Genomic DNA, 14537 nt, shown 5'->3' with positions numbered 1-14537 from the left:
CCCAAGCGCTGCGGGAGCCACGCCCGCCACCCGTGGCGCCGGCGCCGCCGCGTGACCTGCATGACGCGCATGGGCCTCGGCGAGCTTCGTGTCGTAGGCGTTGCGGCGGTAGGCGGGGCCGTTGTAGCCGCGCGCGAAGGCCGCCCAGTCGCGCCGCCGCAGCGCGTCCAAAAGCCCGGCCTTTTCGATGAAGCGGAGCATCAGGCGCGTCTGGCCCTCGATGCCGCTTCGCGCCTCCGCGACCATGGCGGCGACGCTCGGATAGCCGAGCCAGGCCCAGTGTGCGCCCATCACCTGACCGAGCCCCCAGGAGACCGATTCCCAGGCCGCATTCCGGTCGATCGCGGCGGCGCGCCCGACCAGCGCCCAGCGGGCGGCCTGGCTGCGCGGATTGGGGACGGCCTGTGCCTTTGGCGAGGCGAGACCCTGCGCGCGGGCGCGGTCGCGCGCCTGCCCCGACAACCGGCGGTCGAAGTAGTGGCCCTCGAAACGGATGAGCGGCTCTCGCCGGCCGTCGACGACGGCAAAGGCGCGGCCGCCGCTCTCCACTTCGGCGACGGCCAGAAGGGCCGGTGCCTCGACGCCGGCCTCGGTTGCGACTTTCTCGATGGCGGTGATGACGTCCCTGTCGAACATGTGCTTCCACTCCCTCGTTGATGCGACCATTGTCGGGGCGTCGGCGGGGTAGGTGGATCGAAATGACGGTTCGGTTCGGACGCCTTCGTCGGTCGGATGCAAAAAAAGCGCGACGTCGGCGTGTCTTGCCTCCGGCGCGGCGAGGGGATAGGCGATCGCCATGTCCACTCCCTCCATCCCGAGCGGCTTCAGAATTGCCGCGCTCTACCGTTTCCAAAGGCTGGCGGCGCCAGAGGCGATACGGGGGCCGCTGTTCGATTTCTGCGCGGCGCGCGGCATTCGCGGCACGCTGCTGCTGGCGCGCGAGGGCATCAACGGGACGGTTGCGGGCAGCGCCGAGGCGATCGGCGCGCTGGTGGCGCATCTGGAGACCGATCTCGGGATCCGCGGGCTTGAGATCAAATACAGCCAGTCGAAAGCCATGCCGTTCCACCGCCTGAAGGTGCGGCTGAAACGCGAGATCGTGACGATGGGCGTCGACGACATCGATCCGCTCGTCGACGTCGGCGCCTATGTGGAGCCGCGCGACTGGAACCGGCTGATCGACGATCCCGACACGATCGTGATCGACACGCGCAACGACTACGAGACGGCGATCGGCAGCTTCGAAGGCGCTGTCGATCCGCAGACGAAGAGTTTCAGGGCTTTTCCGGACTGGGTGGAGCGCAACGCCAATTTGCTGAAAGGCCGGCGCGTGGCGATGTTTTGCACCGGCGGCATTCGCTGCGAGAAGGCAACCGCCTATCTGAAGGCGCGCGGCTTCGACAGCGTGTATCATCTGAAGGGCGGCATCCTGCGCTATCTGGAGGAGGTTCCGGCGGAGCAAAGCCGCTGGACGGGCGAGTGCTTCGTGTTCGACGAGCGGGTGTCGGTCGGGCACGGGCTGGTGGAGGGGCAGGCCGAACTGTGCCGGGCCTGCCGGCATCCGCTGACGGCGGCCGACCGGGCTTCGCCCGACTTCGAGGCCGGCGTGTCGTGCCCGCATTGCCACGACAAGCGCAGCGAAGAGGACCGCGCCCGCTACGCCGAACGCCAGCGGCAGGTGGCTCTGGCCGAGACGCGCGGCAAGCCGCCGCACATCGGGCAGCAGCCAGTTGATGCGGATCAAGCCGCGCGTGGCCGTCGGAGATAGGATCGATCCCGTCCTGCAAACGGCGCCTGCTGAAGCGATCCATGTCGAGCATCAACCGCGATTGGCATCTGAACCACAAGATGCCGAAGAACCCGACCGACCTGCAGCGGATCGCATGGCATGTGGAGCATGCGCGTCATTGCGGTTGCCGCGGCATCGACGGAGGCGTGGCGCTGCCGTTTGCGAAACATGGCTTGCCCCTACCGGCACCCCGGCCCGCCTCGACCGATCCGAACGACCGTTGAACCGCGGCGGGTGGCCGCCTATCTCTGCTGCACCAACCCCGGCGGAGGCCCCCCATGTTCGATCCCAAGAAGCTGCTCAACGACCTGCTCGGATCCCAGATCCCTGGCATGGAGGGAACGGTGCGCGACAAGGCCGGGCAGGCAACGCAGATGGCCAAGGACAATCCGATCGCCACCGGCGCGCTGGCCGCGATCCTGCTCGGCACCGGCACGGGACGGGCAATCGGCGGGTCGGCGCTGAAGCTCGGCGGTCTCGCGGCCGTCGCCAGCCTCGCCTACAAGGCCTATCAGGACTATCAGGGCGGACAGGCGCCGGCCGGTCCCGTCGGGTCGCCGACCGAACTCTTGCCGCCGCCGGCCAACACTGGCTTCGACCCGGCCGAGGCGCCGCAGGGCGAGGCCGAGTTCACGTTGAGCCTGGTGCGCGCGATGATCGCGGCGGCACGCGCCGACGGTCATATCGACGATACCGAGCGCGCCAGGATCGCCGACCGACTGAAGCTCGCCGGCATGGATACGGAGGCCGAGGCTTATCTGATCGAGGAATTGAAGCGTCCGGTCGACATCGACTCCATCGTCGGTGCGGCGAAGACCGAGGCGCAACGCGTCGAACTCTACACCGCCTCGCGGCTGGCGATCGAGCCGGAAACGCGGGCGGAGCGCGGCTACCTCGACATGCTGGCCGGCCGGTTGAAGCTGCCGGACGCGCTGGTCGACCACATCGAGGCGACTGTATCGGAGGCCAAGGTGCCCGTTGCCGCTTCGGCCGACGCCAACGCTCCGGCGCCCAAATCGCCCTGGTGAACGACGCCGTCGCCTGACGCCGGAGCGCGTCCGATCAGCGGTCGTCGGCCCGTTCTGGAAGGGCGCGGCCGATGATCTCCGACAGCGCCGCCTCTCGCGCAGCCTTGGGCATGGCGAGCAGCGGCTTCATGCGGCCCGACAGCATCAGGTCGGCGAGGCCGTGAACCGTGCCCCAGGTTCCCATCACGTCCAGCATCGAGACGGGGTCGCGGTAGGGATCGCGGCCGCGGATCGCCTCCACGCCCCGCACCAGATAGTCGAAGGCCGCGTCGGCGGCTTCCGACAGCGCGGCAACGGAGAAATCGGCGCGGCTGGAGGCGAACATCAACCGAAACAGCGCGGGATAAGCGAGAGCGAAGTCGACATAGCCGAGGCCTGCGGCCATGAGCTGCGACCGAGGATCGGAAGCGGCTTCGGCCTGCCGGGCCTTCTGGCATGACAGGAAACGCTGGAAGCCGAGCGCCGCGAGCGCGGTGAGCAAGCCATTGGCATCGCCGAAATGGTGCGCGGGCGCGGCGTGGGAGACGCCGGCCCGCTTGGCGCAGCCACGCAGCGTGAACCCCTCGACGCCCTTCTCGGTCAGTTCCCGTTCCCCCGCGTCGATCAATGCCTGACGAAGATCGCCATGATGGTAGGCGGACCTGTCTCCCGTCCGGTCTTCAGCCAATCGCCCGTCTCCTGCGTGCCAAGCCGTTTCAAAGGCCCGTTCCCTTGGCCGGGTGTTAGCAGCGGCCCCTCCCTGCTTCAATCTTTCTCGCGTCAAAATCAATCTTGACATGGAAAGGATCGTCCGCCATCCTCCATCTTGTCAATGTCAAGACGACGGAGGAAGTGGCCATGGACGCGGATCTGATCTTCAGCGTGGGCGGCGCCCTGGCCATGGCCGGATGGCTTGTGCTGCTGGCAAGCCCGCTTGCGCCGCGACTGGCCGATGCCGTCGCCGCCTACGCCATTCCGCTGATGATCTCGGTTGGCTATGCGGGTCTCATCCTCGCCTACTGGGCCTCGGGCGAAGGTGGGTTCGACAGCCTCGACAACGTGGCGCGGCTGTTTCAGACGCGCGAACTGCTGCTGGCGGGCTGGCTGCACTACCTCGCCTTCGATCTCTTCGTCGGCGCCTGGATCGTGCGCACGGCGCGCGAGGCGTCGGTGCCGTACTGGATGGTGGTGCCGTGCCTGCCCGCCACGTTCCTGTTTGGCCCGGTGGGCTATCTCGCCTTCGCCATGATCCGCCTGGCCCATTCCCGGGCGGTGCAACCGCGCCTGGCCGCCTGAACTCAACCGATCCCGGAGACATGGAAATGTCCGCAATCGTGACCAGCCGTGCCGGACCCGCCCGCCTCGACCTGATGGCAGAACTCCATCGTCGCGAGCCTCGGTTCGCGGCCATGGGACTGATCATGCTGATGCTGATGCTGCCCACCGCCTTCGCGGCGCTGGTAGACCTGCGGGCTGTGTCGGGCGTCAATGTCTGGATCAAGCCGCTGAAGTTCCAGGCGTCGCTGGCAGCCTATCTGCTGACGCTGGCCTGGTTTGCCGCCTTCCTCCCGGCGGGCGTCACCGATGCGCGCTGGTACCGCCGCTATTCGGCGCTGGTGGTCGGAATGGTCGGGATCGAGATGCTCTGGCTGATGGGAGCGTCCTTCTACGGCGTGCCGTCGCATTTCAACCGCGATGGCGGTTTCCTCGAGATCGTCTATCCGGTGATGGGTCTGTTCGCCATCGGGCTCACGACGGCTACGCTGGTGTATGGCGTGCTGATCGGACGGGACCCGCGCTCCACGCTTGCGCCGGCGATGCGCGCCTCGCTGTCCCTCGGGCTGGTGCTCACCTTCGTGCTGACCGTGCTGGCGGCCGGGTTCCTCGCCGGTGGGCAAGGGCACTTCGTGGGCGAGGCAACGACGGCGAGCGCGCTGCCGGTGCTCGGCTGGGCGCGCGACGGCGGCGATCTGCGGGTGGCGCATTTCTTCGCCACCCATGCCATGCAGATCATTCCTGCCTTCGGGCTGATGGCCAGCGCCTTGCCGGCTCGACAAGGCGTGATCGTGGTGCAGGTGTTTGCGGCCGGTTTCGTCGTCTTTACCGGCCTCGTGCTGTTCCAGGCCATGCGAGGACTGCCGTTTCCTGGCTGAGGACGGGTGGAAATCAACCGTTAAGGTTTCATTAACCAATCAGGCGCATCCTTTTCTCACCGGATCATCTTTCTCCTCCCAAGCATGATCCCGAACTGGGCGGCCGCAAATGGCCGCCCCTTCTTTGTGTCTTCCCCAGCTTGCGATTCAGCCTGCGCTCTGCAAAGTGCTCCTCTCGCCAAGGAGGAGCATCGATGAACAACGGCAAGGTCGCGGTGGTGACGGGAGCAGGCAGCGGGATCGGCAAAGCCGCCGCCACGGCGCTGGTGAGAAACGGCTGGAACGTGGTCTTCACCGGCCGCAGGCTGGAGACGCTGGAGGCTGCCATCGCCGACATCGGCGCGGCCGACGGCAAGGCGCTGGCGATCGCCTGCGACGTGTCGAAGCCCGATCAGGTGGACGCGCTGTTCGATGGCGCCGCATCGGCGTTCGGACGCGTCGACCTGCTCTTCAACAATGCCGGCATGGGTTTCAAATCGACGCTCATCGACGAGATTCCGGTGGACGTGTGGACCGACATGGTCGCCGCCAACCTGACCGGGTCGTTTCTTTGTGCACGCGCGGCCTTCCGCCATATGCGGGCCCAGTCGCCGCAGGGTGGGCGGATCATCAACAATGGCTCGATCTCGGCGCATGCGCCGCGGCCGGGCTCGGTGCCCTATACCACCACCAAGCACGCCATCACCGGCCTGACGAAGACGCTGGCGCTCGACGGCCGGCCGTTCTCGATCGCCTGCGGACAGATCGACATCGGCAATGCGCTGACCGAGATGGCCGCGCCGATGACCAAGGGCGTGCCGCAGGCCAGCGGCGCAATGGCCGTCGAGGCGGTGATGGATGTCCGTCACGTGGCCGACGCGGTGGTGCACATGGCCGGGCTGCCGCTCGACGCCAACATCCTGTTCATGACGGTGATGGCGACGAACATGCCGTTCGTCGGGCGCGGTTGAGCAAAAGAGGCCCGACGCGCGTCGACGCATGGAACGCCATGCTTCGACATGGAACGCGAGCCGGGTTCTTATCGGGGAAGTTCGCGATTGGCGCGAAAGGGTGGTCTTGAACGTGACGACGTTTAGGGTTTCACCTGAAGCCCGCGCGAGGCCGGAGTAGGGACCCCCAATGGACTTCCTCATCGCGGGATATGAAGGCTACCTGGCGCTCGTGCTTATGGTGCTGCTGCTGGCCGCCTTCATCGTCGAGAAGTACCCGCCTGAAGTGACCGCGGCGGCGGGCGCGGCCGTGTTCCTGTTGTTCGGCCTCACCACGGCCGACCAGGCGATGAAGGCCTTTTCCAATCCGGCGCCGATCACCATCGCGGCAATGTTCGTCCTGTCGGGCGCGCTGGTGCGGACCGGCGTGCTGGAGAGCCTCGCGGGCACGCTGATCGACAAGGCTTCGCGGCGGCCGGCCTTTGCCGTCGCCGCCCTGCTGTTCGGGGCCGTCGTGGCCTCGGCCTTCATGAACAACACGCCGGTGGTGCTGATCCTGATCCCGATCGGTTTTCGGCTGGCGCGCGCGCTGGGCATCGCCTCGACGCGGCTCCTGATCCCGATCTCCTATGCCGCGATCCTCGGCGGCACATGCACGCTGATCGGCACCTCGACCAACATCCTGGTCGATGGCGTGGCGCGTGGCGCCGGGCTGGACGCCTTCTCGATCTTCGAGATCACGCCGGTCGGCGTGGTGGCGGCCCTGACCGGCACGCTGGTGATGGTGGTGCTCGGCCGCTACCTGCTGCCGGATCGCCGCGACGAGGGCAGCGCTGCCGCCAACTCGGAAACCGAGTTCCTGTCGGAAGTAACGGTGCGGGCCGAGGGGCGCTACACCCAGAACAAGATCGGCCAGCTCTCCGACTTCAAGCGCTCGGGCCTGCGCATTCTCGGCCTTCGGAGCGGCAACGAGATCCTTCGCGACAACATCCAGGACCGGGTGATGAAGAAGGGCGAATCGCTCATCGTCGTCGCCGGAACCTCGGAGCTTCTGACGCTCAACGAGAAGGTCGGCCTGCGCGTCGGCATGCGCCGCGGCCAGGAACGAACCGGCGAGACCGTCGTGGTCGAAGCCGTCGTCGCGCCGCACCGGTCGACCGCGGGCGAGCGCATCACCGACCTGTCGCTCGGACGGCGCTACGGCGTGCGGGTGCTCGGCGCGCATCGCCATCGCCATATCCCCGGCTCCGACCTTGAAAGCGTGAAGCTGCGGCCAGCCGACAAACTGCTTCTCGAGGGTCCACCGGACAATTTCGACGCGCTGACCGAAGATGCCGATCTCGTTTCGGTGTCGCGGCCGAGCGGGCGGCCCTATCGTCGCGGCAAGGCGCCGATCGCGCTTCTGGCGCTGGTCGCGGTGGTGGTGCTCGCCGCGCTGAACGTCATGGACATCGGCATCCTTGCCATGCTGGCGGTGGCGGGCATCCTGGTGCTGCGCTGCATCGACAGCGACGAAGCCTGGAGCTCGATCGACGGCTCGATCCTGGTGCTGATCTTCTCGATGCTGATCATCGGGGCGGGACTGGAGCGTTCCGGCGGCGTCAGGCTCATCGTCGATGCGCTGACGCCGACGCTGCGCGAACTGCCGCCGCTTGCAACCCTGGTGGCGATCTACGTCATTTCCTCGGTGCTGACCGAACTCGTCACCAACAATGCGGTCGCCGTGCTGATCGCGCCGATCGCCATCGGGCTCGCCACGCAGATGGGTGTCGATCCGCGTCCCTTCCTGATCGCGGTGATGATCGGCGCCAGTGCGAGCTTCGCGACGCCGATCGGCTACCAGACCAACACGCTGGTCTACGGCGCCGGCAACTACCGCTTCTCGGACTTCCTCAAGATCGGCATCCCGATGAACGTCATCGTCGGCGTGGCGACCTGTACGGCAATCTGGCTGCTCTACGATTTCTGATCGTCGCCGGGCGCCTCAGGCGGCGTCCGGCCCGGTATCGCGAAGGAAGGCGTCCATGCGCTCGATGGCGCGCAGGATGTTCTCCTCCGAATTGGCATAGGAGAGCCGGAGATAGCCTTCGCCGAGAATGCCGAAATCGGGACCGCCGATCAGCGCCACACCCTTGTCGTCGAGCAGGGCGTTGGCGAGCTTCTTGGCCTTCCAGCCGGTCTGGCTGACGTTGGGAAAGGCGTAGAACGCGCCCTTGGGCCTGATGCAGGAGACGCCGGGCAGGCTGTTCAGCCCCTCGACGACGATGCCGCGGCGCCGGTCGAACGCACGCATCATCTTCTCGACTTCGTCTTGCGGACCGTCGATGGCGGCGATGCCGCCGTACTGGGCCGGCGCGTTGACGCAGGACCAGCAATTGACCGCGAGCTTGCGGATCTTGTCGTAGAGACCATCCGGCCAGATCGACCAGCCCATGCGCCAGCCGGTCATGGCCCAGGTCTTGGACCAGCCGTTGAGCACGATGAGGCGATCGCGGATCTCCGGGTAAGCGAGCAGCGACTGGTGGGTCTCGCCGTCATAGGTCATGACGTCGTAGATCTCGTCGGACAGGATCGCGACGTCCGGATGCGCGGCGAGGCCCGCCACAAGCTTGTCGATCTCAGCCTTCGGGGTGACGCCGCCGGTCGGGTTGGCGGGTGAGTTCAGGATCAGGAGGCGCGTCCTCGGCGTGATCAGCGCCAGCACCTCGTCGGCGGAGAAGGCAAAGCCGTTCTCCTCGCGGATCGGCACCGGGACGGGCGTCGCGCCGGTGAACTCGATCATCGAGCGGTAGATCGGGAAGCCTGGATCCGGATAGAGGATCTCGGCACCGGGCTCGCCGAACATGACGATCGCGCCATACATGGTCGGCTTTCCGCCGGGCAGGATCATGACGTTCTCGGGCGAAACCTCGACGCCCGTCATCGCCAGCGTGCGCCGCACGACGGCCTCGCGCGTGGCGAGCAGGCCGGTCGCCGGCGTGTAGCCGTGATGGCCGTCGCGCAGCGCCTTGATGGCGGCCTCGACGATGTGGTCCGGCGTGCGGAAATCCGGTTGGCCGATGCCCAGATTGATGACGTCCTTGCCCTTCGCGGCAAGCGCCGTCGCACGGGCGAGAACGGCGAAGGCGTTCTCCTCGCCGATTCGGTCGAAGGCGGATACGGTATGAAGCACTGTCTCACTCCCCTGTCAGCGCGGACTGGATGTCTGTCTGGCGAAAATTCTCGCCCTTGAAAAGGAGCGGAGCATCGAAAAGGCGGGCATGATCGTCATGAACCCGTCCTGGTTGCGGATATGCGTCTCCAAATATACGAATTGGCAAGACCTCCATCAATGCGGATTGACCCATGCCCACCTCCGACCTGTCCACCTGGACGCCCCGTCCGCGCCCTGCGCGCGCGCCGCTCGAAGGCCGCCTCGTGCGGCTCGAGCCGCTCGACGCGGCGCGCCACGGCGACGGGTTGTATGCGGCCTCGACGGCGCCGGGCGCGGAGGAGCGCTTCCGCTGGCTGTTCGAGAACGCGCCCGCCGACCGCGGCTCGTTCCAGCTCTGGCTCGAAAAATCCGCCGCGAGCGAGGACCCGCTGTTCTTCGTCGTGGTGGACAAGGCGACGGGTCGCGTTCTGGGGCGGCAGGCCCTGATGCGGATCGACCCGGCCTTCGGCGTGATCGAAATCGGCAACATCTGCTGGGGGCCCGAGATGGCGCGCCGGCCCGCCGCGACGGAAGCGTTCTTCCTCTTCGCCCGCCACGTCTTCGACGATCTCGGCTACCGGCGCTACGAATGGAAATGCAACCACCGCAACGAACCGTCGAAGCGCGCCGCGGAGCGCTTCGGCTTCACCTTCGAGGGCGTGTTCCGGCAGCACATGATCGTCAAGGGCGAGAACCGCGACACGGCCTGGTTCTCGATCATCGATCAGGAGTGGCCGGCGCTGCGCGCAGGATTCGAGGCCTGGCTCGATGCGGCGAACTTCGATGCGCGGGGGCACCAGCTTCAGCGGCTGGAGGCACTTCGGTGATAGCCGACGGGCCTCGACGAGGAGATCGGGTATGAGCGTGGAGGTCGGTCACTGGCGTGGCGCGCGGGCCATCCCGCCTACTCCGCTGGAGGGGCGATATGCGCGCGTCGAGATGCTCGACATGCGCAGGCACGGCCAGGACCTGTGGGACGCATTCGGCGGTTCGGGAGATGCTGTCTCCAGGCATCTGCAGCACACCGGACTGCCCGCCTTCGACAGACGCGAGACATTTTTCCGGTCCATGACCAAGGCCAACCGCGCGACGCTTCCGGATCTCCTCGTGAAGCCGTTCCGACGCCGGAAGCCGCGGCGGCTCTACTTCGCCTGCATCGACAAGGCGAATGGTCGCGCGACCGGGCTGCGCTGCCTCGCGCAGATCGACTATGTGCACGGCTCGGTCGAGCTCGCGCTGATGGCGGCGGGGCGGGGCATGACCCGGACCCGCCTGTCGACGGAAGTCGCGTTCCTGATGGCGACGCTGGTGTTCGAGACCAGCGGCTTCCGGCGCTACGAGTGCCACATTGCGCTGGAAAACGAACATGCTCGGCGGGCGGCCGAGCGAATCGGCTGGCACCATGACGGCGTCATGCGCCAGCGCTACGTTCACGATGGTCGCAGCGCCGATGTCGCGGTCTACACGATCCTGGCGCAGGAGTGGCCGCCGATCCGGGACGCCTATCGGGCCTGGCTGGAACCGTCCAATTTCGATTCCGAGGGACGTCAGATCCGCAGGCTGGAGGACTTCCGCAGCTAGAGCGGTGCGCGTGGGCCAGCGGTGCGACATCGCGGGGCTTGCCTTTTCGCCCACCTCGGCAGAGCAATGGCGCCAGGCAGGCGAGCAGTGGTCCAGGCCAACCCATCGAACGTCGGAACGAGAATCCGGAAGGACAAGGGATTGGGACACGCGCACGCACATCCTCACGCTGGCCACGGCCACGCCGGGCATGATCACGGACACGGCGCAAGCAGCAAGTCGCGGGTTCTGATCGCGGCGCTGCTGACGGGCGCCTTCATGGTGGCGGAAGCGATCGGCGGCGTGATCACCGGCTCGCTGGCGCTGATCGCCGATGCCGGCCACATGCTGACCGATTCGGTCGCGCTGTTCTTTGCGTGGTACGCCTTCCATCTCGCAGGGCGACAGGCGACGGCGCGGCTGAGCTTTGGCTACGACCGTCTGAAGACGCTGGTCGCCTACACCAACGGCCTCGCCGTATTCGCCATCGCGGGCTGGATCGTCTGGGAGGCCTGGCAGCGCTTCGCCGAGCCCAGCCCCGTGCTCGGCGGACCGATGCTCGCCATCGCGCTGGTGGGCCTCGCCGTCAATGTCGGTGCCTTTCTGGTGCTTCACGGCGGCGACCGCGATGACCTCAACATGCGCGGCGCGTTGCTGCACGTCATGGGCGATCTGCTCGGCTCGGTCGCGGCGCTGGCCGCCGCCATCGTCATCCTGACCACCGGCTGGTATCCGATCGACCCGATCCTGTCGGTGTTGGTGTCGCTGCTTCTGTTTCGCAGCGCCTTCGGCCTGGTCCGCGACGCGGGGCACGTTTTGCTGGAGGGAACGCCGGGGGGCATCGACCGCGATGCCGTCGCCCTCGATCTCGTCGCCTCGGTGGCCCGGGTCCGCGACGTGCATCACATGCATGTCTGGTCGCTCGACGGTTCGCGCAACATGGCGACGCTGCATGCGCGGCTCGAACCGGGCGCGGACGCGCACCTGGCCGTGGCGGCGATCAAGCGTCGGCTGGCCGAGACGCACGGCATCGGCCACGCGACCGTCGAACCCGAATATGACTGCTGCGCCGACAGCCGTCATGACGACGGGGACGAACACGGGCACGAGGATGGCGACGTTCATCGGAATGCGCACGGATGACGGGCATCGATGACCGGGATCGGTAAATGTGGTACTGGGTCTCGGTCACGGCACCGAGGATTGTGAAATGCCCTTGAGCATCAAGGACGAGGCGACAGAGCGTCTGGCGCTGGAACTTGCCCGGGCGACCGGCGAAACAGTCGCGACCGCGACCCGCAAGGCGCTTCAGGAGCGACTGAGGCGGGTTGCGCCGGTGCATGACCGGGAGGTTTTGTTGACGGAACTGGCGGCAATTCGCCGACGCTGGAGTTCCCTGGAGGTTCGTGACCCCGGGAGCGCCGACGAGATTCTTGGGTATGACGACAAAGGCCTGCCTGGCTGATGGTGATCGACTCATCGGCCATCGTGGCTGTCGCCTTCGACGAACCGGAGGCGCCGTGGATCGAAAGGCGGATCGCCGATGACCCGGTGAGGCTCATTTCCGCTGCGACCGTCCTCGAGGCGGCGATCGTGATCGAGGCGCGGTACGGAGAGGCCGGTGGTCGGGAACTCGACCTCTGGCTGTCCAGAATCGGCGCTGAAATCGTTACGGTTGATTTGGCCCAGGTGGAGGAGGCCCGCCGCGCCTGGCGGACATTCGGAAAGGGTCGGCATCCGGCAGGATTGAATTTTGGCGACTGCTTCTCCTATGCGCTGGCCAAGTTGCGAGGAGAGCCCTTGCTTTTCAAGGGGAATGATTTCAGCAAGACGGATGTTGACGGCTGAGGCTGGGAGGCCAAGGGCGGATCGTTTGAGCGCCGAAAGGGAGGACACATGGCTGGACGGTTGAAGGGCAGGATCGCGGTGGTGACCGCGGCGGGTCAGGGCATCGGGCGGGCGATCGCGGAGGCCTTCGTGGCGGAGGGCGCGACGGTGCATGCCTCCGATATCGCGCGCGACAAGCTCGACGGGCTGGCGCGGGCCAAGAAGGCCAAGCTCGACGTATTGTCCTCGAAAGCGGTGGCGGCCTATGCCGAAAAGGTCGGCCCGGTCGATATCCTCGTCAACGTCGCCGGTTTCGTCCATCACGGCACCGTGCTCGACTGCGACGACAAGGACTTCGATTTTTCCTTCGACCTCAACGTGAAATCGATGCACCGGATGATCCGTGCCTTCCTCCCCGGAATGCTGTCGCGGGCGAAGGAGACCGGCGCGTCGGCCTCGATCGTCAACATGTCGTCGGGCGCTTCCTCCATCAAGGGCGCGCCGAACCGCTATGTCTACGGCGCCACCAAGGCGGCGGTGATCGGACTGACGAAGGCGGTGGCGATCGACTATATTCGTCAGGGCGTGCGCTGCAACGCGATCTGCCCGGGCACGGTGCGTTCGCCTTCGTGGGAGGCGCGGGTGGAGGACCTCGGCAAGACGGTCGGCAGCACGGACAAGGCCATGGAGATGTTCGTCTCGCGCCAGCCGATGGGCCGGGTCGGCGAGGCGCCCGAGATCGCCGCGCTGGCGGTGTATCTCGCCTCGAACGAGGCCGCCTTCACCACGGGGGTGGCGATCCCGGTCGACGGAGGCTGGACGCTCTGATGGATGACAAGACACGCAACGCGGCCATTGCGGCGGCCCTGATTCTCGGCGGCTTCGGGCTCGTCGCCTTCTTCATGCCGACGATCATGCTGTCGCTCGGCGAAGTTTCGCCCTTCCTCGCAGCCATCGTCGCAGCCCTTTTCGTCCTTGCCTTCTTCGGGGTATTCTGGCTCCGGAGCCGAGCCAAGCGGGGGGACTGACGATGCGTATCCTGATCACTGGCGCGGCCGGCATGGTCGGTCGCAAGCTCACCGAGCGGATCGTCCGCGACGGCGGGCTTGGCGGACGCCCGATCGCCGAACTGCACCTGCACGACATCGTGCCGCCGCATGCGCCCGACATCCCGGGCGCCACCGTCTCGGCCATGACCGGCGACCTTGCCGACGAGAACGCGGCCGACTGGCTGATCGCCTCACGGCCGGCGGTGATCTTCCACCTGGCGGGCGTCGTCTCCGGCGAGGCGGAGGTGGACTTTGAAAAGGGCTATCGCGTCAATCTCGACGGCACGCGCGCGCTGTTCGAGGCGATTCGCCAGGCCGGCGACGGCTATTGCCCGCGCGTCGTCTTCACCTCGTCGATTGCCGTGTTTGGCGCGCCGTTCCCGGACGTCATCCCCGACGATTTCCATCCGACGCCGCTCACCTCCTACGGCACGCAGAAGCTGATCGGCGAGGCGCTGCTGGCCGACTATTCGCGCCGCGGCTTTTTCGATGGCGTGGGCATTCGCCTGCCGACGATCTGCGTGCGACCCGGCAAGCCCAACAAGGCGGCGTCGAGCTTCTTTTCCAGCATCATCCGCGAGCCGCTGGCAGGGCTGGAGGTCGTGCTGCCGGTGCCGCGCAGCGTGCTGCACACCCATGCGAGCCCACGCTCGGCCGTCGGCTTCCTCGTCCACGCGGCCGGGCTCGACGGCGATGCCATCGGCCCGCGCCGCAACCTTACCATGCCGGGCGTGGCCGTCACCGTCGGCGAGCAGATCGAGGCGCTGGAGCGCGTGGCCGGCAACAACGTGGTGAGGCTGATCCGCGAGGAGCCCGACGAGACGGTGTGGTCGATCGTGCAGAACTGGCCGACGCGCTTTGCGTCGGAGCGGGCGCGGGCGCTGGGTTTCGTCGCGGAAGACAGCTTCGACGCGATTATCCGGGCGCATATCGAGGATGAGATGGCGCAAGCCTGAAGGCTAAAGCGGGTCGCGCCCAATCCGATTCATTCTGTTTCTCGTTTGGGGAGGCGATCCACGAGAAGGATGGC

At 66.9% G+C, this 14537-nt stretch carries 18 protein-coding genes; 15 read left to right on the top strand and 3 right to left on the bottom strand.

Going from position 1 to position 14537, the window contains the following annotated elements:
• Positions 1 to 636, bottom strand: a 636-nt coding sequence (locus EJC49_RS22830; protein WP_148106325.1) for an N-acetylmuramidase family protein, incomplete at its 3' end; no start/stop codon positions are given.
• A 160-nt stretch (positions 637 to 796) separates the two neighbouring features.
• Between EJC49_RS22830 and trhO the strand changes: the two genes are divergently transcribed.
• Genes trhO through EJC49_RS22815 form a run of 3 tightly spaced genes read left to right on the top strand, consistent with a single transcriptional unit; the run spans position 797 to position 2817 of the window.
• Positions 797 to 1768: an oxygen-dependent tRNA uridine(34) hydroxylase TrhO gene (trhO, locus tag EJC49_RS22825; protein WP_126702239.1), complete on the top strand. Its 972-nt coding sequence runs from the start codon at positions 797 to 799 to the stop codon at positions 1766 to 1768.
• 41 nt (positions 1769 to 1809) lie between these two features.
• Positions 1810 to 2013, top strand: coding sequence for a hypothetical protein (locus EJC49_RS22820; RefSeq protein ID WP_126702238.1), 204 nt, complete (start codon positions 1810 to 1812; stop codon positions 2011 to 2013).
• A gap of 54 nt (positions 2014 to 2067) precedes the next feature.
• Positions 2068 to 2817: a tellurite resistance TerB family protein gene (locus tag EJC49_RS22815; RefSeq protein ID WP_126702237.1), complete on the top strand. Its 750-nt coding sequence runs from the start codon at positions 2068 to 2070 to the stop codon at positions 2815 to 2817.
• Between the two features lie 34 nt (positions 2818 to 2851).
• Here the strand turns inward: EJC49_RS22815 and EJC49_RS22810 are convergent, their stop codons facing one another.
• The gene (locus EJC49_RS22810; RefSeq protein WP_210211848.1) at positions 2852 to 3484 is read right to left on the bottom strand and encodes a TetR/AcrR family transcriptional regulator; all 633 of its coding nucleotides are present in this window, start codon (positions 3482 to 3484) and stop codon (positions 2852 to 2854) included.
• A gap of 170 nt (positions 3485 to 3654) precedes the next feature.
• Here EJC49_RS22810 and EJC49_RS22805 point away from each other — a divergent pair, with 170 nt between their 5' ends.
• From EJC49_RS22805 to EJC49_RS22790, 4 genes are all read left to right on the top strand, one after another.
• On the top strand, positions 3655 to 4092 hold the full coding sequence (locus tag EJC49_RS22805; protein WP_126702235.1) for an ABA4-like family protein: 438 nt from the start codon (positions 3655 to 3657) through the stop codon (positions 4090 to 4092).
• A gap of 26 nt (positions 4093 to 4118) precedes the next feature.
• Complete coding sequence (locus EJC49_RS22800) at positions 4119 to 4949, top strand: hypothetical protein (RefSeq protein WP_126702234.1); 831 nt, start codon at positions 4119 to 4121, stop codon at positions 4947 to 4949.
• 194 nt (positions 4950 to 5143) lie between these two features.
• Positions 5144 to 5899 carry an SDR family oxidoreductase gene (locus EJC49_RS22795; protein WP_126702233.1) on the top strand — a complete coding sequence of 252 codons (756 nt, stop codon included), beginning with the start codon at positions 5144 to 5146 and terminating at the stop codon, positions 5897 to 5899.
• Between the two features lie 169 nt (positions 5900 to 6068).
• A complete protein-coding gene (locus tag EJC49_RS22790; protein WP_126702232.1) occupies positions 6069 to 7847 on the top strand; it encodes an SLC13 family permease in 1779 nt (592 codons plus the stop codon).
• A 15-nt stretch (positions 7848 to 7862) separates the two neighbouring features.
• Here the strand turns inward: EJC49_RS22790 and EJC49_RS22785 are convergent, their stop codons facing one another.
• On the bottom strand, positions 7863 to 9050 hold the full coding sequence (locus EJC49_RS22785; protein WP_126702231.1) for a pyridoxal phosphate-dependent aminotransferase: 1188 nt from the start codon (positions 9048 to 9050) through the stop codon (positions 7863 to 7865).
• A 173-nt stretch (positions 9051 to 9223) separates the two neighbouring features.
• Here EJC49_RS22785 and EJC49_RS22780 point away from each other — a divergent pair, with 173 nt between their 5' ends.
• From EJC49_RS22780 to denD, 8 genes are all read left to right on the top strand, one after another.
• Entirely contained in the window at positions 9224 to 9898 is a 675-nt protein-coding gene (locus tag EJC49_RS22780) for a GNAT family N-acetyltransferase (RefSeq protein WP_126702230.1), read from the top strand.
• Between the two features lie 31 nt (positions 9899 to 9929).
• Positions 9930 to 10652 (top strand): GNAT family N-acetyltransferase, encoded by a 723-nt coding sequence (locus EJC49_RS22775; RefSeq protein WP_126702229.1) that lies wholly within the window; start codon positions 9930 to 9932, stop codon positions 10650 to 10652.
• Between the two features lie 141 nt (positions 10653 to 10793).
• Complete coding sequence (locus EJC49_RS22770) at positions 10794 to 11774, top strand: cation diffusion facilitator family transporter (protein ID WP_245453529.1); 981 nt, start codon at positions 10794 to 10796, stop codon at positions 11772 to 11774.
• A gap of 67 nt (positions 11775 to 11841) precedes the next feature.
• The gene (locus EJC49_RS22765) at positions 11842 to 12096 is read left to right on the top strand and encodes a type II toxin-antitoxin system VapB family antitoxin (protein WP_126702240.1); all 255 of its coding nucleotides are present in this window, start codon (positions 11842 to 11844) and stop codon (positions 12094 to 12096) included.
• Positions 12096 to 12479 carry a type II toxin-antitoxin system VapC family toxin gene (locus EJC49_RS22760; RefSeq protein WP_126702227.1) on the top strand — a complete coding sequence of 128 codons (384 nt, stop codon included), beginning with the start codon at positions 12096 to 12098 and terminating at the stop codon, positions 12477 to 12479. The genes EJC49_RS22765 and EJC49_RS22760 overlap by 1 nt, the downstream gene beginning before the upstream one ends.
• 48 nt (positions 12480 to 12527) lie before the next feature.
• A complete protein-coding gene (locus tag EJC49_RS22755; protein WP_126702226.1) occupies positions 12528 to 13286 on the top strand; it encodes an SDR family oxidoreductase in 759 nt (252 codons plus the stop codon).
• A complete protein-coding gene (locus tag EJC49_RS22750) occupies positions 13286 to 13486 on the top strand; it encodes a hypothetical protein (protein WP_126702225.1) in 201 nt (66 codons plus the stop codon). Before EJC49_RS22755 ends, EJC49_RS22750 begins: the two co-directional genes overlap by 1 nt.
• Positions 13487 to 13488: 2 nt before the next feature.
• Positions 13489 to 14463, top strand: coding sequence for a D-erythronate dehydrogenase (gene denD / locus EJC49_RS22745; RefSeq protein ID WP_126702224.1), 975 nt, complete (start codon positions 13489 to 13491; stop codon positions 14461 to 14463).
• The last annotated feature ends 74 nt before the right edge of the window (positions 14464 to 14537 follow it).

The sequence above is a fragment of the Aquibium carbonis genome, assembly GCF_003970795.1.
Lineage (GTDB): Bacteria > Pseudomonadota > Alphaproteobacteria > Rhizobiales > Rhizobiaceae > Aquibium > Aquibium carbonis.
Note: the sequence above shows the minus strand (reverse complement) of the source record. Positions and strands in the feature narration are given on the sequence as shown.